This is a genomic window from Salipiger sp. D13 (genome assembly GCF_003703915.1).
Lineage (GTDB): Bacteria > Pseudomonadota > Alphaproteobacteria > Rhodobacterales > Rhodobacteraceae > Salipiger > Salipiger profundus.
This window is the reverse complement of record NZ_RAPJ01000008.1, coordinates 162,176-184,377: the sequence shown is the minus strand read 5'-3', so window position 1 is coordinate 184,377 and position 22,202 is coordinate 162,176. Positions and strand designations below refer to the sequence as shown.

20 protein-coding genes are annotated in these 22,202 nt (G+C 62.4%); 10 read left to right on the top strand and 10 right to left on the bottom strand.

The annotated features are described in order from the left end of the window. Nucleotides 1–3: 3 nt before the first annotated feature. From D6860_RS18715 to D6860_RS18690, 6 genes are all read right to left on the bottom strand, one after another. Nucleotides 4–1,206, bottom strand: coding sequence for a DUF1217 domain-containing protein (locus tag D6860_RS18715; RefSeq protein WP_076625304.1), 1,203 nt, complete (start codon nt 1,204–1,206; stop codon nt 4–6). Between the two features lie 11 nt (nt 1,207–1,217). Continuing rightward, nucleotides 1,218–1,622 carry a flagellar biosynthesis repressor FlbT gene (flbT, locus tag D6860_RS18710; protein ID WP_076622932.1) on the bottom strand — a complete coding sequence of 135 codons (405 nt, stop codon included), beginning with the start codon at nt 1,620–1,622 and terminating at the stop codon, nt 1,218–1,220. After that, complete coding sequence (gene flaF, locus D6860_RS18705; protein ID WP_017467848.1) at nt 1,619–1,996, bottom strand: flagellar biosynthesis regulator FlaF; 378 nt, start codon at nt 1,994–1,996, stop codon at nt 1,619–1,621. The genes flbT and flaF overlap by 4 nt, the downstream gene beginning before the upstream one ends. A gap of 83 nt (nt 1,997–2,079) precedes the next feature. Continuing rightward, nucleotides 2,080–3,390 (bottom strand): flagellin, encoded by a 1,311-nt coding sequence (locus D6860_RS18700; protein ID WP_017467849.1) that lies wholly within the window; start codon nt 3,388–3,390, stop codon nt 2,080–2,082. A gap of 204 nt (nt 3,391–3,594) precedes the next feature. Continuing rightward, on the bottom strand, nt 3,595–3,960 hold the full coding sequence (locus D6860_RS18695; protein ID WP_076622931.1) for a flagellar protein FlgN: 366 nt from the start codon (nt 3,958–3,960) through the stop codon (nt 3,595–3,597). Continuing rightward, the gene (locus tag D6860_RS18690; RefSeq protein ID WP_017466939.1) at nt 3,953–4,213 is read right to left on the bottom strand and encodes a rod-binding protein; all 261 of its coding nucleotides are present in this window, start codon (nt 4,211–4,213) and stop codon (nt 3,953–3,955) included. Before D6860_RS18690 ends, D6860_RS18695 begins: the two co-directional genes overlap by 8 nt. Before the next feature lie 110 nt (nt 4,214–4,323). Here D6860_RS18690 and D6860_RS18685 point away from each other — a divergent pair, with 110 nt between their 5' ends. Together D6860_RS18685 and D6860_RS18680 are read left to right on the top strand one after the other, a co-directional pair. Beyond that, complete coding sequence (locus D6860_RS18685) at nt 4,324–7,650, top strand: flagellar hook-length control protein FliK (protein ID WP_083697772.1); 3,327 nt, start codon at nt 4,324–4,326, stop codon at nt 7,648–7,650. Between the two features lie 11 nt (nt 7,651–7,661). After that, nucleotides 7,662–8,348, top strand: coding sequence for a flagellar hook capping FlgD N-terminal domain-containing protein (locus D6860_RS18680; protein WP_076622930.1), 687 nt, complete (start codon nt 7,662–7,664; stop codon nt 8,346–8,348). A gap of 91 nt (nt 8,349–8,439) precedes the next feature. Here the strand turns inward: D6860_RS18680 and ubiB are convergent, their stop codons facing one another. Both ubiB and ubiE read right to left on the bottom strand, forming a co-directional pair. Then, the gene (gene ubiB, locus D6860_RS18675) at nt 8,440–9,972 is read right to left on the bottom strand and encodes a 2-polyprenylphenol 6-hydroxylase (RefSeq protein WP_076622929.1); all 1,533 of its coding nucleotides are present in this window, start codon (nt 9,970–9,972) and stop codon (nt 8,440–8,442) included. Nucleotides 9,973–10,054: 82 nt separating this feature from the next. Then, nucleotides 10,055–10,807 carry a bifunctional demethylmenaquinone methyltransferase/2-methoxy-6-polyprenyl-1,4-benzoquinol methylase UbiE gene (ubiE, locus tag D6860_RS18670; RefSeq protein ID WP_076622928.1) on the bottom strand — a complete coding sequence of 251 codons (753 nt, stop codon included), beginning with the start codon at nt 10,805–10,807 and terminating at the stop codon, nt 10,055–10,057. A 132-nt stretch (nt 10,808–10,939) separates the two neighbouring features. Between ubiE and D6860_RS18665 the strand changes: the two genes are divergently transcribed. From D6860_RS18665 to D6860_RS18655, 3 genes are all read left to right on the top strand, one after another. Next, complete coding sequence (locus D6860_RS18665; RefSeq protein ID WP_017467124.1) at nt 10,940–11,455, top strand: hypothetical protein; 516 nt, start codon at nt 10,940–10,942, stop codon at nt 11,453–11,455. 59 nt (nt 11,456–11,514) lie between these two features. Beyond that, entirely contained in the window at nt 11,515–12,366 is an 852-nt protein-coding gene (mutM, locus tag D6860_RS18660) for a bifunctional DNA-formamidopyrimidine glycosylase/DNA-(apurinic or apyrimidinic site) lyase (RefSeq protein WP_017467125.1), read from the top strand. A 64-nt stretch (nt 12,367–12,430) separates the two neighbouring features. Then, complete coding sequence (locus D6860_RS18655) at nt 12,431–13,207, top strand: enoyl-CoA hydratase (protein ID WP_017467126.1); 777 nt, start codon at nt 12,431–12,433, stop codon at nt 13,205–13,207. Nucleotides 13,208–13,281: 74 nt separating this feature from the next. Here the strand turns inward: D6860_RS18655 and D6860_RS18650 are convergent, their stop codons facing one another. Then, on the bottom strand, nt 13,282–13,464 hold the full coding sequence (locus D6860_RS18650) for a hypothetical protein (protein ID WP_017467127.1): 183 nt from the start codon (nt 13,462–13,464) through the stop codon (nt 13,282–13,284). 261 nt (nt 13,465–13,725) lie between these two features. Between D6860_RS18650 and rpsT the strand changes: the two genes are divergently transcribed. The 5 genes from rpsT (at nt 13,726) to gyrB (ending at nt 20,804) form a co-directional block, all read left to right on the top strand. Further along, nucleotides 13,726–13,989, top strand: coding sequence for a 30S ribosomal protein S20 (gene rpsT / locus D6860_RS18645; RefSeq protein WP_017467128.1), 264 nt, complete (start codon nt 13,726–13,728; stop codon nt 13,987–13,989). Nucleotides 13,990–14,505: 516 nt separating this feature from the next. Next, nucleotides 14,506–15,876, top strand: coding sequence for a chromosomal replication initiator protein DnaA (gene dnaA, locus D6860_RS18640; protein ID WP_217621340.1), 1,371 nt, complete (start codon nt 14,506–14,508; stop codon nt 15,874–15,876). Nucleotides 15,877–16,041: 165 nt separating this feature from the next. After that, nucleotides 16,042–17,160 carry a DNA polymerase III subunit beta gene (dnaN, locus tag D6860_RS18635; RefSeq protein ID WP_076622926.1) on the top strand — a complete coding sequence of 373 codons (1,119 nt, stop codon included), beginning with the start codon at nt 16,042–16,044 and terminating at the stop codon, nt 17,158–17,160. Nucleotides 17,161–17,197: 37 nt separating this feature from the next. Then, nucleotides 17,198–18,307, top strand: coding sequence for a DNA replication/repair protein RecF (gene recF, locus D6860_RS18630; protein WP_076622925.1), 1,110 nt, complete (start codon nt 17,198–17,200; stop codon nt 18,305–18,307). A gap of 79 nt (nt 18,308–18,386) precedes the next feature. Then, nucleotides 18,387–20,804, top strand: coding sequence for a DNA topoisomerase (ATP-hydrolyzing) subunit B (gyrB, locus tag D6860_RS18625; protein ID WP_076622924.1), 2,418 nt, complete (start codon nt 18,387–18,389; stop codon nt 20,802–20,804). Between the two features lie 63 nt (nt 20,805–20,867). Here the strand turns inward: gyrB and D6860_RS18620 are convergent, their stop codons facing one another. Then, a complete protein-coding gene (locus tag D6860_RS18620) occupies nt 20,868–22,187 on the bottom strand; it encodes a glutamine synthetase family protein (protein ID WP_076622923.1) in 1,320 nt (439 codons plus the stop codon). Nucleotides 22,188–22,202: the final 15 nt, after the last annotated feature.

Here is a 22,202-nt window from a genome sequence, read left to right as displayed (position 1 = left end):
AGCTCAGGCAGAAAGGCTGGACTGTCTTATATTGCCGATCAGGGTCAGGGCGACTTGACTGGATCCGATCCCGGCGCTGTTTGCGATTTGATCCTGCAAGAGGAAGCCGTGGATGATACGGTTTAGTGTATCCTCGGATTGCAGTTCAGAGAATGTCTTGACCCCGAAACGTCGGTCGAGCTTGTCCCGAAGAACGTCGACTTGCTTGTCGATGTCGATCTGGCTGAAGCCGTCCGGCAAATTCAGGGCTCTCTCGAACACCGTTCTCATCGTGGTACTTCCAAGAACATTGTACCACTTGGCGTTTTCAGAAATATCACTTTCCGCGAGTTCGGGAAGCGCCCCTTGAAACCGTAGAGCTGTACCGATGGCTGGATCGACCTTCGCGACCGCGTCCTCGAACGCCTGGCGGTGATATTGATCGACGATGTTCGAAGCGAAGGGCTCTCTTTGCAGCGCGGTCGAGGTTCTTGTTTGGTCGAAGCCGAACGCCTCGGACAGCTTGATGAGCCTGCTGTCGCCGAGCACGTTGGCGAGCGCTTCGGGGCGTTCCGTTCCCTCCTCCAGAACGCGGCGCAGAAGTGTATGACTGTCACGGCGATCTTCGATGTCGAAGGCTTTTAGTACTACGTTAAGAAGATCGGTGTCTTCGAGAAGTTCATCGGCCGACGTAATAGTCCCGATCGTCCCCTCGAAATAGGTTCGCGCGGTGCCAATGTTCTCTTCGACCTCTGCCTTGAACAGAGCCGCATAAACCGGATCGTTCGCATACTGTGGCTCGGCCAGCGTTTTCTGCAGCTCAGACCGTACCCGGGTTTCATATGCGTCCAAAATGGGGGCTGCGAATCCCTCCTCCTGTGTGCGGCTCTCGACGGAAACCTCGAAATTGAACACGTCTGCGAATGCAACATAGCGGCTGTCATTCAGCCGGTTGGCCAATGACGTGCTGTCTCCCGTCCCTTCTTCGAGGACCTTTTGGATCAGGCGCTTGTTGTCTGTTTCCTCTTCCATCCCGAAGGCAGCGAGCGCCACCCGTAGCAAGCGCCGGTCGCTTACAAGGTCTTCCGGAGTCTCGACCGAGCCGACGTTCTCGCGAAAGTAGTGGCCTTCGCGACGAATTTCCGCGCTGCTTTCAAAGGCGCGCTGCTGGTTCGCGAGCGTGTTCTGCAACATTTGCCAGCCAACCATTCCGGTACCGGCGATCATAGGAGTGACGCTCATGATCGTGACGCGGCAAGAAGCCGATCCTCTCGTGGGATTAGGGCGCGGAGCGCCTTGAGGCATTGATAGAACTGACTATCGAGCAGGGCACCCGTCGCTTCCGCAAGTAGCCTGCGACTGTCGTGATCCGTGAGGATGCGGCTCAGTTCTTCGATATTGCGCAGCAATTGGCGCCTCGTCTCGGCTGCCGCACGGTCACCCGTTAGGACAAGTTGGACCGCATAGCACAGCCGTCTCACGGGGGTGTTGGCCTCGTCTGGGTGGATCGCGTCTCGGAGCCGCAAGATGTTCACGTCCGGAGTCGTGATCGAAAGACGGGTCCGCCGATCACCATTTTCGATGACGGCTCCGTTGATGAGAACCCTTTCGCGGGGCCCGAGCTTGAGGACGAGGCCGCTCATCTCTTGGCCCTTCCACCGCTGAGGCCACGCATGACGGCAGCGTTGATTTCGAGCAGTGGCGCGAGGCGTGCCTTGCGGGCAAGCAACTTGCCGGTGTGCTCTTGTGTGAACTCGGCCAAGTAGAAGATCTGGGCACGAAGTTCAGGCGGAAGCTTGTTGCCTGAATCAGCTACGTCGATTGCAAGCATGGTCCAAAGCTTGCGATTTTCGTGCAGGGCTTCGACAAGCCTTGGGTAGGCATTGGGGCCAGCCTCGGCGGCGGCCTTGATGCGATGTGTCACACGCGCGAAGAGTTCGTACTCTATGGACCGATCGGTGCGTGTGCTGAGAGCGTTTCCTGCGTAGGCGCGCTGCGCCAAGGTCTGGGCGTTCACGGCAGAACCTTCTGACTCTGTTTCTAGGGGGTAACGGATCAGGGTACCGGAGGCCGGACGAGCCGACCTCCGACGTTCTGCCTTTAGCGGAACAGCGACAGAAGCTGCTGCGGTGCCTGGTTGGCGATCGAAAGGGCCTGAACACCCAGCTGCTGCTGGACCTGAAGAGCCTGAAGGCGGGCCGAGGCTTCTTCCATGTCGGCATCGACGAGGGTGCCGATGCCGGACTTCAGCGAGTCGGTGAGGCTCGTAATGAAGTCGGTCTGGGTCTCGATCCGACCTTGAACCGAACCGAAGGCGGAGGCCGAGTCGACGGCCGTCTGCAGCAGGCCCTCAATGTCGGTCAGAGCGGTATCGACACCACTTTGCGTGGTCACGTCGATGTCGTTCAGTGCCTCCAGGCGTCCCCCGATTTGCGCGCCGTTGGTCTGGAATGCCTGAAGCGAGATCGTATCGTCCGCGCCGGTCGACGTGCTGTGCGACGTGAAGGTGATCGTCGCGACGCCATCTGCAGCGGTCGTCACGGCGGCCCCGAGCGTCGATGTGCTTGCAAGCGTCCCGGCATCCTTGAGGCCCTGGACCTTGTCGTTGAAGGCCGTTGCGATGGCATTTGCGACGTCTTCCTGGGTGTCACCATCGCGCGCGATGTAGCCGAGCTCGTAGTCCGTGCCATTCATGCCGTCGAGACCGTTGGTGGCGGTGCCAGCTGCGATCTCGATGTGGACGCCGGTGCCAGCAGTGGCCGTGTCGATCACCAGGGTTGTGGTGTTGTTCACGAGATTGACCGCGGTCGCGTTGTCGATACCGCCGCTGATTGCCGTAGCTGCAACGTTGCCGGCCGCGAGTTCGGTGCCCACCGACCAGTCTTCTGCCCCCGTGCCAAGATCTTGTTTGGCAACGCGGATGTCGCTTGCGGTCACGCCGCTGGACGAACGGTCGAGCGAAGCAAGAACGTTGATGCCCCCGGAACCCTCGGTCGTATCGGTGTTCGAAAGGAGATTCAGGCCATTGAACTGGGCAGCACCCACGACGGCACCGATCTGGTCGCGAAGGGCGTCGATGTCGGTCTGGATCTTGGCGCGGTCGACGTTCTCTTCCTGGGCGCTGACGATCTTGCCCTTGATGTCGGTCAGCAGCTCCGTCACCGTTTCTGCTGCGGAGCGTGCGACGGCGACGGTCGACTGTCCGAGGTTGAGGCTGTCGGTGATGCCGGTGAAGCCCTTCACGTCGGCTTCCATCGTTTTGGCGATGGCCCAGACGGCGGCGTTGTCCTTGGCGCTGGACACCGATTTGCCGGTCGAGATCTCGCTCTGCGTAGTTGCGAGGTTTCCGTTGATGGATTTGAGGGTCTGAAGCGCCACCATGGCGCCGTTGTTCGTCAGGATGCTTGACATGGAATTCGTCCTTGAAGTCGGTCGGCGCTTTGCGCCGCGTTTCGTTTGCCGGAACCGGCGTACTGAACGTCTTTCTGACGAATGCAGATCGGGTGTTGACCCCTGCGCCACCCTGTCCGGGTGCATGGCAGAACATGCCCCCAGAAATCCTAACGTCGCGCTAAGTCGACTGGCCGGGTTTGGGCTGATTTGGTTCAAATCCTTTCATGCCCTGCGCTCCAGGCGTCCCTTTTCCGCGGAACCGATCCGGGCCCGTCGACCGGTTACGTCATAGACTTCCATCAGCTTGCCGGCATCGCGCAGACCACCGAGCCGCTTGGCGACGCTGCGAATACCGGCAAGGGACTGATCGAAAAGCGCCTGGTTGCGGCGAAGCTTGAGATGAAGCGGACGCACCGCTTCGATCCGATCGATCTCGACCCCGGCCAGGCTATCTATGAGCCTAGACTTTTCGGCCATGATTTCTGGAATCGTGGCGAGCTCTCCTTCTAGAAGGGCCTCGCGCTCCCGATCCAGTAGCACGCTCAAGGTTTGGAGCAGTTCGTTCGGACTTGGCGGCGCATCAACCATCGGGGCGCTCCTTCAGCGCGTTGAAGATCGATTCGGCAAGTCCGATCCCGCCGGCTTGGGCAAGTGACCCGGCGTGTTGCTGTCGCAGAAAAGAGGCGAATTGATCTTCACCGATACCGCCACCGAAACTGTCCCGGCTTTCTCCAACGCCGGCGGATTTGAGAAGTTCTGCGAGGAAGGCCGCTTCAAGTTGAATCGCCGCCTTCTGCAGGGGGCTCGTGTGGCCCGGCGGTGGAGTAGCTGCAATCTTCATTCGAGTGTCTCCAATTCGATCTATCCAGGTCGATTGAAGCGTAGCTGTGTAAAGAACCGGTAAGGAAGTTGGGTCTAAGTTGCGATCAAAGGAAGAATTCCGGAGTCATCATGCTTAGCCAACTGAGCGAATTTCTCGGCAGCTCGTTTCTTGCGAGGGACAAGGACGGAGATACCCAAACAGAAGCATTGACGATCACGTTCGGCGATGTGTTTGATGAGCTGTCCGAGGAAAATTCCGTTTCAGGTCAGAATGATGTCATTGACCAGCTGCCTGAGACCTCGGAAGCCGATGCCGCATCAGGACTGACGAGCAAGGAACTGCTTGAAGCGGACGACGAAGTAATGTCCGGATGGAGCGCGGAAAATGTGTCGGATCGGTCTCGGACGATCAGCGCCCAAGAGCCCCTTGCGGGTGAAGACGAAATCAACGCCACCGGGGGTGCTTTGGAATCGGCTCCCAAAGACGGAGAAGTTTCGTCGGCGTCTGACGGAACCAGCAAGGAACTTGAGCAAGTTTCGACGCTTGTTTCGCTGGATGCGCCGCGAGGGGGAAGGATAGAATCTCGCAACGCGCCCTCTCAGGGCGATAGCGTTGCTAAGGGTGTCTTATCGGATCAAAGCGCCTTGAAGATTCGACTGGAAGAGTTGCCGACACGACCAGGGAAAATGCTACGTGACGATGTTTCAAGAACATTTGTCGGCCAATCCGACGATATGCAGGCTGCCACTCAGACCTTTGCAGGGAAGGCAGCTATACCATCGAAAGCGATATCGAGCCGTGGCACAGACATTGCCGCCAGCGCAAAACGGTCAGTCGGCTCGAAGACTGACATGCGTTATTCCCCGGCAGCTACGGTGATGCATGTTACCGCTACTGGCGGGGGCGCTGTAGCTGCGACTGCCGAAAACTGGTCTGGCGAGAGGTCTCCGGTTTCGATTCCTTTTTCTGGTAACCCTTACCTTGGAACGTTTCGCGAATACCGCGCCCATGACACTGCTTTGACGGAAGATGCGGCTCGGAAATTTTCCGTCTCGCTCGCGGTCGGATCCGATCGCGACATGACACTTGGAGGGGAGGAGCGGGCGACGAGCGCTGCCGACTCGATGGCAAGTGGCAACGTTCCTAGGGACGAAGTCGAGCGCTCATCCCGCCGACGGCTGATAGTGCCCGAAGGAAACGCAGGACCTCGGACGCCTCTGTCTGGGCATCATTTGGAGCACCGGACTTTGAGGAATCCACCGCACGACCAAGCGAGGGAAAGTATTCACGAACTGAAGCCCATCGAACATCGTTACCCCGTTCATTCTGAAGCAAAAATGTATAAGTCAACCGCTGATGCCATTACGCGCGCCGGCTTTGAAACACGTGCCTCCGAGAGAACGGAGCCTTTGGTCTCGATAAAGAGGCTGAACGCAACGAACCCGCAAGAAATGAAATTTAAGGAACACGCCCTCCCCTCAGGCAGAGCGGAGCCTACTCCGAATCCTGATTTTTCCACTGAGGAACACAGTCAGTTGCGAGGAACGCTGCGATCAAGAGTCAGAAATAGAACTATTAATTTTGAAATGAATTCAGTGGGTCCAGAAATAAAGTATGGGAATAATCCGGGTGAGTTTTCTACCAAGAGGAGACCGCCTAATTCAGTCCAGTCATTGACGTCCCAGACAGTAGAAGCTGCTGTTCAGGTAAGGCCGCAGGAAGGAGGTTATGACATAGCTTCTTCACCATATATGGCACAGGGTAAGGGTGATTACATTGAGTCAAAAACTCAAGAAGAGCTGATCGCGAAGGTCAGTGAGAAGACGCAGAAATACTACAACTCTGCAAACCCATCTCAACTGCATAATCCTGCATCCATTTCAGAAAATGAAGGGCGTGTGAATTTTGCGTCTGGGTCAATTGGAGCAGAAAATAACTACATCTTCGCTACTACTGGACCCAAGGCGAGGAGGTCCCCAATACTTCCCGAACAGCCAGATTTTGTAGGCATGACATATGCGGCCAGATCCCCAAAAAAACCGCTCATATTCCCTCAATCGAGTGATACACTGGAATTCTCCCGGTCGCTTCAACTCGATAGTTCGGCAATGCCTCAGGTAGTCGAGAAGCCCGCGATGGGCAAAGGATCCTTGTGGCCCGTAGGCTTGGGCAGTGACACTCGAAGCGCCGACCTAAAGGAGCATACCGGTATCATTGACAACGAGATCGGGCAGTCGGTTTTGGTGCGCGAAGGGAGAGGGTCGGAGAATGTCGAGGTCAAGCTACGAGAGCGGCTCGTGGGAACCGGTTTTCCGGCCAAAGAAGCCCCAGAGCCAGAGCTCTCGACATTCGTTAAACCTCTGCGAGCGGACGAGCAGAAAGCCATACCTGACCGCGAACTCTCACGAAACCTGAGCAATGAGCATGGTGGCGAGAGTTTCAACAGGATCATGCGTTCAGATGGAAGCGCGCAGGATACGAAAGGTGCGGTCACCGATATCCAATTCTTCGGGAATACGAAGGGCGCGGGCTTCGCCGTCGAGGTTCGGCGCGCGCTCCCCAAGTTTCCATCAGCCGATACTGAAGAATCCGTGCGCTATTCACAACAGAGCGAGGGTCGAGCGGGAGAGGATTATTCCAGACCCGTTTCGGATCAGTACCGAAAAGCAGTTCGGGCCGATGAAGGTGTTGCAGGTCAGGCGGAGGATGGGCCTAGATTGTTGAGTGGCAACATCGGGTACGAAGGACGAGCGGCCAGGTCACCTAGGTCCGTCCAGAACGATGGTTCGGAAAGGCAGGAGCCCCGAGCTCAGGCGAAAGACGCTACGGAGCCGATGGCATCTTCTTCGCAATATTCGGCAAACCCCAAGTCCGCTGGAAGTAGTCAAGGTGGTCTGGCTTCGGCTGAAGCGGGAGCATCCGCTCTTTCATCTCTTGGGCTCTCGATGGAAGAGGAAACCGACTTCCGAGTCCAGGGCACTCCAGTTCAAGGCGATTTACCGTCACCCTCCGCGGGATCCATGGCGAATCAAACGTCTTCGTCTCAAGTGCGCAGTGGTCAGAGTGCCTCCCTTATTCGCCAGTTGTCCGAGGTACTGCCGCAGGTGGATAGAGGCGAAGAAGAGGTCGTTGAGTTGAAGCTCAGACCGGAAGAGCTCGGCCATCTGCGGTTCCGCATGACGCATGGTGAGCACGGGCTTATTCTCAACATCTCGGCAGAGCGGACCGAAACGCTCGACCTTTTGCGGCGCAATATCGACCAACTTGCCCGGACACTGAGCGATCTCGGATATGAATCGTCTAGTTTCAGTTTCGACGACAGCCCGACCGAGCAGCGAGACAGTGGCAGCGCTGCAAACCTGCGGGACGATGGCGGGGATATTTCGCAGGAGCCGCCGAGCGCATCCTTGGAACCGCTTGGTGTCTCGGCGCCCGGTCTCGATATCCGAATCTAGGGAGAACCTTAATGGAAACCGGATCAATTCCACCACAGTCAACCGGCCAGCCTTCGGCGCAGGGGGCGGGCAATGACACCGAAACCCGAAGTGGTTCGATCATCAGCGCGGATTTCGAGACATTTCTCAAGATGCTGACCACTCAGATGGAAAATCAGGATCCTCTCAACCCCGTGGACGCGGGCGAATACGCGTCCCAGCTCGCGATGTTCTCTTCTGTGGAGCAACAGGTGCTGACCAATGATCTGCTCAAGGACATGACGACAAAGATTACGGACAATGCGTTTCAGGCGATGGCGTCCTGGATCGGAAACGAGGCGCTCGCCGAGGCGCCCGTCCGGTTTAATGGCGCGCCGATCACGCTCAGGCCAGCGTTTGCAGACGGTGCCGAGAGCGCCAAGCTGGTCGTGCGTGACGCCGAGGGCAATGTCGTGCGAACGATGCCGTTGGACATGTCGCAGACGGTCGTCTCTTGGGCTGGCACGGATGGCGATGGAGCAACCGTCCCGGATGGTATCTATGCTTTCACCGTCGAGAGTTATATCGGCGGCGAACTTTCAGGTACTGACAACGTGCAGGCCTACAACCCGATCCTCGAAGTCCGTCAACAAGGCGACGCGATCCTGCTGACCTTGTCCGACGGCACCGAGGTCAACTCGCTCGACGTGACAGCTCTGCGCTCTGGCTCGACAGAGTGAGTGCTATCCCAGCGTATCGCTATAGTCGAACGTGCGGACGAGAGAATGAAAAAGGGCACATGGCCCCTTCACCCGCGCATCCGATGGCCTTTCAGCTCCAGAGGTGCCACGCCACTGTGATCGCCACGCCGACAAGCGCCCCGAGGCTTCCCCAGAGAATCCTTGTGGGCCAAGGGCTTGGCTTGAAATTGAACACCCCGTCCGATTGCTGGATCAGGGCGGCTTCGACGAGGCCGGGCAGTCGGGGGCCAAAGCGACCGAGCACCTGTGCGGTCTGGACGAGGTCGCGGATCGCCGCGCGCGGCCCGATCGAGGTCTTGATGTAATCTTCCACCACGGGCTTGGCGACGTTCCAGATGTTCATGTGCGGATTGAGAGAGCGCGCGACGCCCTCGACGACCACCATGGTGCGTTGCAGCAGGATCAACTCGGTCCGCGTCTGCATCCCGAAGCGTTCCGTCACCTCGAAGAGGTAGGACAACAGCCGTGCCATCGAGATCCGCGTCGCATCCATGCCGAAGATCGGTTCGCCGACGGCGCGCAGGGCCCGCGCGAACTCGTCGACGTCTCGGTCGGCCGGGACGTAGCCTGCCTCGAAATGCACCTCTGCGACGCGCTTGTAGTCACGACGAATGAATCCATAGAGAATCTCGGCGTAAACGCGGCGCGTGTATTCGTCGATATGGCCCATGATGCCAAAATCATACGCGATGATGTCGCCGTTCGGCGCGACCTTGAGATTGCCCTGGTGCATATCGGCGTGGAAGAAGCCGTCGCGCAGCGCATGGTTCAGGAACAGCTGCAGCACCCGCTCGCTGAGCAGGACCCTGTCATGGCCAGCTGCGTCGATGGCATCGTTGTCGCCCAGCGGGGCGCCCTCGGCCCAGCTCATCGTCATCACGCGACGGCCCGAAAGCCCCCAAACGATGCGCGGCAGCTGGAAGCCCTCGTCGTCCTCGGTGTTCGCGGCGTACTGGCTTGCCGATGCGGATTCGAGCCGGAGGTCGAGCTCCCCCATGACGACGCTTTCGAAATGGGTGATGACGTCGCGCGGGCGCAGGCGACGCGACGCCGGCGAAAGCGTCTCGATCACGTCGGCGGCGAAGTAAAAGGCGTCGATGTCGGTGCGGAAGGCCCGTTCGATCCCCGGGCGCAGGACCTTGACCGCAACCGTCTCGCCGGTATCCGCGCGCCGGGCCTTGTGCACCTGCGCGATGGACGCTGCTGCGACGGGTTCGCTGAACTCCGAGAAGCACTCGTCGAGCGGCACGCCAAGCTCGGCCTCGATCTGGGCACGGGCCTGCTCGACGCCGAAGGGCGGCAGCTTGTCCTGAAGCACACGCAGCTGGTTCGCGATGTCGACCCCGACCACGTCGGGCCGGGTCGAAAGGATCTGCCCGAACTTGATGTAGGCCGGCCCCAGCGCGGAGAGCGCGCGCGTGGCGGGCGGCATCGAGGCATCGCCCTCGATGCCGAGCCGCTTGAACGGCCACACCAGCGTTCGGAAGGCAATGCGGATCGGGCGCGGCGCGTCGAAGGCGTCGAGAACGACACCCATGGCGCCGGTGCGCTCGAGCGTTGCGCCGGTGCGGATCAGGCGCCAGAGATTGTGCGGACCGCGCATGTCAGGACCTCTCCGTGGCCGGGGATGTCGATGCGGCCGGCGCGGCACGCAAGGCGAAGGAGCGGCGGTGGGGTGTGGGCATTCAGATCTTCCAGCCGGAGTGCAGGCAGGCGATTCCCATGCTCAGGTTGCGGTACTTGGCGTTCTCGAATCCCGCCGCGCGCACCATGCCAAGGAACGTCTCCTGGTCGGGGAACTTGCGGATCGACTCGACGAGATACTGGTAGCTGTCGCGATCGTTCGCGATCATCTGGCCCATGCGCGGAATGATGTTGAAGGAATAGAGATCGTAGACCTTCTGCATCATGTCGTTCGGAATCTGCGAGAACTCGAGGACCATCAGCCGGCCACCGGGTTTCAGCACGCGAAACGCCTCGTTCAGGGCTTCCTGTGGGCGGGTGACATTCCGGATGCCGAAGGAAATCGTGTAGACGTCGAAGCTGTTCGCCGGAAAGGGCAGGGACATCGCGTCGCCGACGACCCAGTCGAGCTGGTCGGACATGGCCCCGGCCTCGGCACGCTGGCGGCCAGCCACAAGCATCGGTTCCGTCAGGTCGAGCACCGTCGCATGGCCATGGCCCGCGCGCTTGAGGAAGCGAAAGGAAATGTCGCCGGTGCCGCCGGCCACGTCAAGAAGCCGCTGCCCGGGTCGGGGGGCGAGCCAGTCCATCATGGCATCCTTCCACACGCGGTGGATGCCGAGCGACATGGCGTCGTTCATCACGTCGTATTTCGATGCGACCGAGTTGAACACGCCCTGCACGCGTCCGGCCTTCTCGGTCTCGGGAATGTCGGTGAAGCCGAAATGCGTTGTTTTCTGGGTGTCGTCGCTCATGGGCCTTGCCGTTCTGTGTCTGCATCTCCTTATAGGGCGCGGGGGCCCCGCTGCAATGACGGGCAACGCGTCCGTGACCGCCTGACGCGGTTCCGAGGCCCCCTGGACACTGCGTTGGAAGGGGCCCGAAGCATGCTCGAGGTCTTGGCCAGACTTGGCATCGGAGTGCTGGTCGGGGTCCCGGTCGTACTCATCCTGTCGCGATTTGCGCGTTCGGGCAAAGCCGCGTCGCGCGCTCTTCCGGACGGATGGCGGGAAAGCCGTATCTCGCTTGGCCTGCGGATCATGGCGACTCCGCTTGCGGCGCTCTTTCTCTTCGTGGTGGCGAAGATCATTTTTCCGACCGCTCCGCCGGTCACCTGGTTCGACCTGGGGTCGCGGGTCGCGATTCTTCCTCTGTGCCTCGGCATGGCGTGGTTCTTCGCGAGCCCGTGGTTCCTCCGGCTGCGCTGGAGTGCCGAAGAACTCTGGGTGATGACCTATGTTCCCTTGTTCAGCCGTCACCGGTGGGAGGATCTCGTGTCGCTCTCGCGGGCTAACGAAAAATGGGTGATGAGCTTTCGCGACGGACGGACCGCAAAGGTCTGGGATCACTTCGACGATGTCGAAGCCGTGCTATATCGCGCCCGGACAGAGCTTGAACGCTGACACTTCTTATCCGGCGCCGGGGGTTTCCTCCCGGCGCCGTTCCGAACCGGAGACCGCACATGCCCGAATTGCCTGAAGTCGAAACCGTCCGTCGCGGGCTTGCGCCGGTGATGGAAAACCAGGTCATCGCGCGGGCGGCGGTGAACCGGCCGGACCTGCGTTGGCCGTTTCCCGAGCGTATGGCGGAACGTCTCACCGGGGCGCGGGTGAACCAGCTGCGCCGACGCTCGAAGTACATCCTCGCCGACCTCGACACCGGGGAGACATTGCTCGTGCACCTCGGGATGAGCGGGCGGATGCTGGTTTCGGGCGATGCGCTGGGCCATTTCGTTCACGATCATCCCGCGCCGGAAAAGCACGACCACGTGGTGCTCGACATGGCGGGCGGCGCGCGCATCACCTTCAACGATCCGCGGCGGTTCGGAGCGATGGACCTGATGCCGACCGCGCAGGCAGAAGAGCACCCGCTGCTCGCGGCGCTCGGGCCCGAGCCGCTTGGAAACAGCTTCAGCGAATCCCACCTCGTGGCCGCTCTGGCGGGCCGGTCGATGCCCATCAAGAGCGCGCTTCTCGACCAGAAGATCGTCGCGGGGCTGGGCAATATCTATGTCTGCGAGGCGCTTTACCGGGCAGGCATCGACCCGAGACGCCGCGTCAGCCGTATCGCCGCGAAGCGGATCGCTGCACTGGTTCCTATCATCCGGGAGGTCCTCGACGAGGCCATTGCCGCCGGCGGATCGAGCCTGCGCGATTTCCGCCAAGCCGATGGGGAGCTTGGATATTTTCAGCACAACTTCGATGTCTACGGGCGCGAGGGCGCGCCCTGCCGGACGCCCGACTGCGACCGGACGGTGCAGCGGGTCGTGCAATCCGGGCGGTCGACCTTCTACTGTCCGAGGTGCCAAAGATAACTTGATCGGGGTGCGCAAGCTGGTAAGGCTGCGTTTTGACGCTAACGGACGGGAGCCCGCAGTCATGGCCTATGAGACGATCATCGTCGAAGTAGAGGACCACGTCGCCACCATCACACTCAATCGCCCGGATGCCTTGAACGCGCTCAACGCGCAGCTTCTTGCCGAGCTTTCGAAGGCGCTGATCGAGGCGGATGCGAATGACAAGGTGCGCTGCATCATCCTGACGGGCTCGGCCAAGGCCTTTGCCGCAGGGGCCGACATCAAGGAGATGTCGGAAAAGAGCTTCGTCGAGATGTTCCTCGGCGATTTCTTCGAGCCCGCGATCGAGGCCGTCGGGCGGGTCCGCAAGCCGGTGATCGCCGCCGTATCGGGCTACGCGCTGGGCGGCGGATGTGAGCTGGCCATGATGTGCGACTTCATCATCGCCACCGAGACCGCGAAGTTCGGTCAGCCTGAGATCAACCTTGGCGTGATTGCCGGCATGGGCGGCACCCAGCGCCTGACCCGCTACGTGGGCAAGTCCAAGGCGATGGACATGCACCTGACCGGTCGGTTCATGGATGCCGAGGAAGCCGAGCGCTCGGGGCTCGTGAGCCGCGTCGTGCCGGCCAAGAAGCTCATGGAAGAGGCGCGCCAGGCCGCCGACAAGATCGCCGAGAAGTCGATGGTCGCGACCATCGCCGCGAAGCAGGCCGTGAACCGCTCGTATGAGACGACCCTGACCGAGGGTCTGCTGTTCGAGCGCCGCCTGTTCCATTCGCTCTTCGCGACGGAAGATCAGAAGGAAGGCATGGCGGCCTTCCAGGAAAAGCGCACCGCGCAGTTCCGCGACCGCTGAGCCGGCGACGCTGACCAAGGATAGCGACGGCCCGCCCACCGGCGGGCCGTTTTGCATTTTGGCGGTAGGACCGCCTATTTCTGCAGCGCGCCTCTCTGGCTGCGAACGGCTGCCTGGACGGCGCGCCAATCCTCGGCCTGGGCGGCGTCGCCCTTTTCCTCGCAGCCGCGGGCCTTGCGGGCGGCCTCGGCCTCGGCCCGGTCGCCATGTGCGCGATAAAGGGCCTGCGCGTATTCCGTGATCTTGATGGCGTCCATGTCTGATTCCTCCCTTCAGGATGAACTCTCCTGCCTTGGCAGGACGTCTTATATAGCCTTTTCCCGGCGGAATTTCGACCACCTGCCTTGGGTCGTCCGGTTTGGGGCTTTGCATCGGGCCGCTTTCCATTTATAGGGCACCGCTACATGCGCGTGATGCCCGCTCAGGCAAGAATCGGTCCGGCGACAGGAATCCGGGTCTGAGCGTCATTGCGCCCCCGGATACCGACGATACGTCACAGACACACAGGACTGATCATCATGGCAAATACGCCCCAGGCCAAGAAGCGCGCACGTCAGAACGAGAAGCGCTTTGCCGTCAACAAAGCCCGCCGTTCGCGCATCCGCACCTACCTGCGCAAGGTCGAAGAGGCCATCGCATCGGGTGACAAGGAAGCCGCACAAGCTGCCCTGCGCGCCGCTCAGCCCGAGCTGATGCGCGGCGTGACCAAGGGTGTGTTCCACAAGAACACCGCCTCGCGGAAGGTCTCGCGACTGGCGTCGCGCGTGAAGGCGCTTGGCTGAAAAGACACAGCTTCAAGAATATGTATATGATGAAGGCGCCACAATATGTGGCGCCTTTGTCGTTTGTAATCGCTTCATATTGAGCCGAGAGATTCTTTTCGGGATTCCTCAGAGTCAAGTTTGAAGTTCGGTTGCCGCCCTTCGCGCAGACTTGCTAATTTCACCGAGCGAGTCATTGCTTGGGGGGACAGGCAAGCGGCCCGGGGTCACATGTTTCTTTCGTGACGCCGATTCCGCGGCTTCGGTGTGCTGCTGCTACGGCTGCCGAAACAGGGGCGTTTGCCCTGCCAGTCCGACATTTACAAAGCGCGGATGACGCTGTCGTGGGCCTTGCTTGGGGAGTGAGGTGGCGATGCCGTGTTTCCGACCACGAGATGCGTGCCATCTCAGCTCATGCCTTCGGGCATGAGGCCGCTTTGTATTGCCAGGCCACATGTCTCGCACGGGCGTTTCGCGCAGTGCGCCCGGGCACGACACAGGATGAGCGCAAGGCACAGGCTTTCGGAGCGGGGACAGATGACAAAGGAACAATGGGGCGCATTGCAAGAGCAGTTGAGCAGCACCATCGGTCACAACAACTACAAGACCTGGATCGAGCCGATCGAATTCCAGGGGCTGGAACCGGGCGGCATTGCCGTCTTCAACGTTCCGACCAATTTCATCGGCACCTATGTTTCGCAGAACTTCGGCGAGCTTCTTCTGGCGAAGCTGTCGACGGTGGATGCGGATGTGCGGCGGCTGAAGTTCCAGGTCGCCAACTCGGACGTGCGTCCGCAGCCGCGCCCGGTCCAGCCGCAGCAGGAGCCGCAGGCGTCCGCGGCGCCGGCCGCCGCGAGCAGCGAGGTGCTGCCCGGCGCCCCGCTCGACGGCCGCTTCACCTTTGACAGCTTCGTCGTCGGCAAGCCGAACGAACTGGCCCATGCCGCGGCCAAGCGCGTGGCCGAGGGCGGGCAGGTCACCTTCAACCCGCTGTTCCTCTACGGTGGCGTGGGTCTCGGCAAGACGCACCTGATGCACGCCATCGCGTGGGAGCTGAAGACCAGCCGCCCGGACCTGAACGTGCTCTACCTCTCCGCAGAGCAGTTCATGTATCGTTTCGTCCAGGCGCTGCGCGAGCGCCGCATGATGGACTTCAAGGAGCTGTTCCGCTCGGTCGACGTGCTCATGGTCGACGACGTGCAGTTCATTGCCGGCAAGGATTCCACGCAGGAAGAGTTCTTCCACACGTTCAACGCGCTCGTGGACCAGAACAAGCAGATCATCATCTCGGCCGACCGTGCCCCGGACGAGATCAAGGACCTAGAGAACCGCATCCGCTCGCGGCTCCAGTCGGGCCTTGTCGTCGACCTGCATCCCACCGACTACGAGCTGCGCCTCGGCATCCTGCAATCCAAGGTCGAGACCTACCGTCAGCAATACCCCGCGCTGCAGCTCGACGCCGGGATTCTCGAGTTCCTCGCGCACCGCATCTCGACCAACGTGCGGGTGCTCGAGGGTGCGCTGACCCGGCTCTTTGCCTTTGCCTCGCTGGTCGGTCAGCCGATCACCATGGAGCTGACGCAGGACTGCCTGTCGGACGTGCTGCGCGCCTCGGACCGGAAGATCTCGATCGAGGAGATCCAGCGCAAGGTGGCCGAGCACTACCACATCCGCCTGTCCGACCTGATCGGGCCCAAGCGGGTGCGCAACTTCGCGCGGCCGCGGCAGGTGGCGATGTATCTCTGCAAGCAGCTGACCGCCCGGTCGCTGCCCGAGATCGGCCGTCGTTTCGGCGGGCGCGATCACACCACGGTCATGCACGGCGTGAAGCGGATCGAGGAGCTGCGCTCGCAGGACAGCCAGATCGCCGACGACATCGAGCTGCTGCGTCGCGCGCTCGAAGCCTGAGACCGTCTCACAACAACGCGAAACAAATCGGAACGGGGTCGCCACGGTGCGGCCCCGTGACCTTGACGACGGTTTCGAACCGGTCGATCAATCGTTGAAACAGGGTTGGACCAGTCAGGACGAGGCGCTAGGGTGCGCCTCCGGCTTGGCGGAGGGAATAAGGCGATGAAAGTCAGCATAGAACGGGCAACGCTGCTCAAGGCAGTCAGTCAGGCGCAATCCGTTGTCGAGCGCCGCAACACGATTCCGATCCTCGCCAACGTGCTGATCGAGGCCGAGGGCGATACCGTCACCTTCCGCGCCACAGATCTGGATATCGAGGTGCTCGACCGCGCGCCGGCGCAGGTCGAACGCGCGGGGGCAACCACCGTCTCGGCGGTCACGCTGCACGAGATCGTGCGCAAGCTGCCCGACGGCGCGCTGGTGCAACTGTCGGAAGACAGCGCCTCGCAGCGGCTGAGCGTCGCGGCGGGCCGGTCGCACTTCAACCTCGCGACCCTGCCGAAAGAGGATTTCCCGGTGATGGCCTCGTCGGAATACGCGACGAACTTCACCGCCAAGGCCGAGACGCTGCGCCGGCTCTTCGACAAGTCGAAATTCGCCATCTCGACCGAAGAGACGCGCTACTACCTGAACGGCGTCTACATGCACATCGCCGACAGCGAAGAGGGGCGGATGCTGCGCTGCGTCGCGACCGACGGCCACCGTCTCGCCCGCATCGACGCGCCGCTGCCCGACGGCGCCGAGGGCATGCCCGGCGTGATCGTGCCCCGCAAGACCGTGGGCGAGCTGCGCAAGCTGCTCGACGACGACGACATGGAGATCGAGGTTTCGGTTTCCGAGACCAAGGTGCGCTTCGCCACGCCCAACATCACGCTCACCTCCAAGGTGATCGACGGCACCTTCCCGGACTACTCGCGCGTCATCCCGTCGGGCAACACCCGCCGGCTCGAGGTCGACGCGAGCGAGTTCGCCAAGGCGGTCGACCGCGTGGCCACCGTCTCGTCCGAGCGGTCGCGTGCGGTGAAGCTGCAGATCGACGAAGACCGTCTTGTGCTTTCGGTCAACGCCCCGGACAGCGGCGCCGCCGAGGAAGAGCTTGCCGTGGCCTATGGCGACGAGCCGCTCGAGATCGGCTTCAACGCGAAATACCTGCTCGAGATCGCGAGCCAGGTGGACCGCGAGAACGCCGTCTTCATGTTCAACTCGTCCGGCGACCCGACCCTGATGCGCGAAGGCAACGACACCAGCGCCGTTTACGTCGTGATGCCGATGCGCGTGTGACCCGGCCCCGGATCGCAGCACATACCCGGAGCGGACCGTGACCGCTCTCTGCCTCGAACGCCTCGCGCTCTCGCACTTCCGGTCGCACCGGCGGGCCGTCGTCGACACCGACGCGCGGCCCGTCGCGATCTACGGCCCGAACGGCGCCGGCAAGACCAACCTGATCGAAGCGATTTCGATGCTCTCGCCCGGGCGGGGGATGCGCCGCGCCTCGGCGCAGGAGATGACCCGGAGACCCGAGGCTCTGGGCTGGAAGATCTCGGCGCTGCTGCGCGGGCCCGACGGCACTCATGAGATCGACATCCGGTCCGAAGCCGGAGGCGCGCGACAGGTCGAGATCGACGGCAAGCAGGCGCCGCAGACCGCGCTCGGCCGCATCGCCCGGGTGCTGTGGCTGATCCCCTCGATGGACCGGCTGTGGATCGAGTCGCCCGAGGGCCGGCGGCGGTTCCTCGACCGCATGACGCTCAGTTTCTTTCCCGATCACGCCGAGGTGTCGCTGGCCTACGAAAAGGCCATGCGCGAACGCAACCGGCTGCTGAAGGACCAGGTGCGCGACGCCCATTGGTATGCCGCGCTCGAGGGGCAGATGGCGCAGAGCGGCGCCGCGATCCAGTTCAACCGGCAGGCCGCGCTGGATCGGCTCGCCCGCGCGCAGGAGGGGGCCGAGACGCAGTTCCCGGCGGCCGAGCTCGCGCTGGTGTCGACCGAGGCGGAGATTCCCGATGGCGTCGATGACCTGCGCAGCGCGCTGGCCGAGGGGCGGTTCCGCGACATGGCCGCCGGGCGCACGCTCACGGGGCCGCATCGCGCCGACCTGCACGGGGTCTTCGCCGCCAAGGGCGTGCCTGCGTCGGACTGTTCGACCGGCGAGCAGAAGGCGCTGCTGATCTCGCTGATCCTGGCCAACGCCCGGGCGCTCGCGTCGGAGGTCGGCGCACCGCCGATCCTCCTGCTCGACGAGGTCGCTGCGCATCTCGATGCAGGCCGCCGCGCGGCGCTTTACGACGAGATCTGCGCGCTCGGGGCGCAGGCGTGGATGACCGGCACCGGCCCGGAACTGTTCGAGGAACTGGGCGCCCGCGCGCAGCGTCTCTTGGTGCGCGACGAGGCGGGCCAATCGTTTGTTGAAAAGCAGTCCGGCTAACCCCAAATCTTGTGTCATCCGCGTGACAAGGCAGCGCTTCTCACCTATAAAATCCACAAACAAGACAGAGGATGGCTCAATGGCCGAACCGGCAGGCGCTCCGCAGGAATACGGCGCGGATTCCATCAAGGTTCTCAAAGGCTTGGAGGCGGTGCGCAAGCGCCCCGGCATGTATATCGGTGACACCGATGACGGCTCGGGCCTGCACCACATGGTCTACGAGGTCGTCGACAACGGCATCGACGAGGCTCTGGCCGGCCATGCCGACTTCGTGCGGGTGAAGATCCACGCCGACAACTCCGTCTCGGTGCGCGACAACGGGCGCGGGATTCCGACCGACATGCACCAGGAAGAGGGCGTCTCGGCAGCCGAGGTCATCATGACCCAGCTGCACGCCGGCGGGAAGTTCGATCAGAACTCCTACAAGGTGTCTGGCGGTCTGCACGGCGTCGGCGTCTCGGTGGTCAACGCGCTTTCGGTGTGGCTCGAGCTGCGCATCTGGCGCAACGGCAAGGAGCATTACGCCAAGTTCAGCCACGGCGAGACGGTCGAGCACCTGCGCGAGGTCGGCGACGCCGAGGGCGAGACCGGGACCGAGGTGCGTTTCCTCGCCTCGACCGAGACCTTCAGCAACCTCGACTACGAGTTCGCAACCCTTGAGAAGCGCCTGCGCGAGCTGGCGTTCCTGAACTCGGGTGTGCGCATCATCCTCGAGGACGAACGCCCCGCCGAGCCGCTCAAGACCGAGCTGCACTACGACGGCGGCGTGAAGGAGTTCGTGAAGTATCTCGACCGCTCCAAGCAGCCGATGATGGAAGAGCCGATCTACATGGTCGGCGAGAAGGACGGCATCGGCGTCGAAGTCGCGATGTGGTGGAACGACAGCTTCAACGAGATGGTGCTGCCCTTCACCAACAACATTCCGCAGCGCGATGGCGGCACGCACATGGCGGGCTTCCGCGGTGCGCTGACCCGCTCGCTGACACGCTACGCCGCCGACAACGGCCTCGCCAAGCGCGAGAAGATCAACTTTACCGGCGACGATGCCCGCGAGGGTCTGACCTGCGTCCTGTCGGTGAAGGTGCCCGACCCCAAGTTCTCGAGCCAGACCAAGGACAAGCTCGTGTCCTCCGAGGTGCGCCCGGCGGTCGAGAACATGATGAACGAAAAGCTGACGGAATGGCTTGGCGAGCATCCGAACGAGGCCAAGATGATCGTCGGCAAGATCGTCGAGGCGGCGATGGCGCGCGAGGCTGCGCGCAAGGCCCGCGAGCTGACCCGCCGCAAGAACCCGATGGACGTCAACTTCCTTGCCGGCAAGCTCAAGGACTGCTCGGAAAAGGATCCGTCCAAGACCGAGCTGTTCATCGTCGAGGGTGACTCCGCCGGCGGCTCGGCCCAGACCGGTCGCGACCGTGGCACGCAGGCGATCCTGCCGCTGAAGGGCAAGATCCTGAACGTCGAGCGCGCGCGTTTCGACCGGATGCTCGGCAGCCAGGAGATCGGCAACCTCGTGATGGCGCTCGGCACCGGCATCGGCCGCGACGAGTTCAACATCGACAAGCTGCGCTACCACAAGATCATCCTGATGACCGACGCCGACGTCGACGGTGCGCACATCCGGACCCTGCTTCTGACGTTCTTCTACCGGCAGATGCCCGAGCTGATCGAGGGCGGCTACCTCTACATCGCGCAGCCGCCGCTCTACAAGGTCGCGCGCGGCAAGTCCGAGGTCTACGTCAAGGACCAGGCCGCACTCGACGACTACCTCATCAACCAGGGGGTGGAGGGCGCGCACCTCAGCCTTGGCAGCGGCGAGGTCATCACCGGGCAGGATCTCATCCGGGTGATCGACGAGGCACGGCAGCTCAAGCGCGTGCTCGATGCCTTCCCGACCCATTACCCGCGTCACATCCTCGAACAGGCAGCCGTGGCCGGGGCCTTCGTGCCCGGTGCCGTGGATTCCGACCTGCAGGGCGTCGCCAACAAGGTTGCTGCGCGGCTCGACCTGATCGCGGTGGAATACGAGAAGGGCTGGCAGGGCCGCATCACGCAGGATCGGGGCATTCGTCTCGCGCGGATCCTGCGCGGCGTCGAAGAGGTTCGCACGCTCGACGGTCCGATGCTGCGCTCGGGCGAGGCGCGCAAGACCGGCAGCTTCACGCAGGCGCTTCAGGCGATCTACTCCAGCCCGGCCGTGCTCGAGCGCAAGGACCGTCGGCAGGTGATCTACGGCCCGCTCGGCCTGCTCGAGGCGATCCTCGAAGAGGGCGAGAAAGGTCTCAGCCTCCAGCGCTACAAGGGGCTGGGCGAGATGAATCCGGGCCAGCTCTGGGAAACCACGCTCGACCCCGACGCGCGTACGCTCCTGCAGGTGCAGGTCGACGACGTGGCCGAGACCGACGACATCTTCACCAAGCTGATGGGCGACGTAGTCGAACCGCGTCGTGACTTCATCCAGCAGAATGCTCTGAGCGTCGAGAACCTCGACTTCTGAGGCTGTCCGCAGACCAAGATCAAAGGGCCCGCAGCCGGGAAGCGCGGGCCCTTTTCCTGTTCGTCAGAACAGTTCGAGATAGCGCCGGACTTCCCAGTCGGTGACCTGCCGCAGGTAGTCCGAGACCTCGTGCCGGCGCGAGCGGACGAAGTGATCGACATAGGCGTCGCCGAAAAGCTCCCGGGCCATGTCGCTGGCCTCGAGCCGGTCGGTGGCCTCCACGAGGTCGCGCGGAAAGCGCGCGGCGGGGGCGGGGGAGGCCTCGTAAGCGCTGCCCGAAAGCGGCTCGGGCGGTTCCACCGCGTTCTCGATCCCCCACAGACCGGCGGCAAGGCAGAACGCCATGACAGCGTGCGGATTGGAATCCGCCGCCGGAACGCGGAACTCGATCCGCGTGGCCTCGGGGGTGTCGTTGATGATACGCACCGCCGCCGTCCGGTTCTGCACGCCCCAGCTTGCCCATGTCGGCGCCCATGCGCCGGGCACGAGCCGCTTGTAGGCGTTCACGGTCTGCGCGGTGAAGACCAGCATCTCGGGCATGAGCTGCAACAGGCCGCCGAGAAAATGCCGCGCCTCGATCGACAGCCCGTCGGGCGCGTCCGGGTCGGCGAAGGCGGGTGCGTCGCCCTTGCGAAGCGAGATGTGGAAATGCCCGGACTGTCCCGAAAGGTCGGGCGACAGCTTCGACATGAAGACCGTCGTAAGCGCGTTCCGCGCGAAATAGGCCCGCGCGAAGTTCCGGAAGAGAGCGGCGTCATCGGCGGCCTTGATGCCGCTCGTGACGGCCAGCGGAGCCTCGAAGCAGCCGGGCCCGAGCTCGGTGTGCAGGCTGTCCATGCCGATGTCAAGCGTCTCCATGCAACTCCTGAGCCCGTCGAAGAGATCGCCGTAGGCCGCCGCCGACTGCAACGAGTAGGTGCGGTTGGCCTTCGCGAAATGCTCGAGGTTGCGGTAGCCCTTGGCCCGCAGGCTGTCGGCGGTCTCGTCGAGCAGGAAGAACTCGTATTCGAAGGCCGCCGTGACGCCGAAGCCCATGGCGTCGGCACGGGCGAGCTGCTTCAGAAGCTGGTTGCGCGGCGAGTTCTCGCCGTAGTCCCCGGTGAAATCCGCGATGACGATGCCGGCATCGAGGCTGAACGGCCAGCGCCGCAGCGTCTCGGGAAAGATCCGCGCGGGCCGGTCGATGTAGGTCCGGTCGTCCTCCCACTGCTGCTCGGCGCTGTCCCACGCGTGGATCACGTCGCAGAAGCTGTAGCCGGTCACCGCGAGCTTGCCGGCCTTCGTGCCGCTCATGAGCTTGTGGCAGAAAAGCCCGTCGAGGTCGAAGAGCCCCACGTGCATGTCTTTCAGGGCAGAGAGCTCGGGATCGTCAGAGAGGGTCATCTTGGGGCGAAGTCC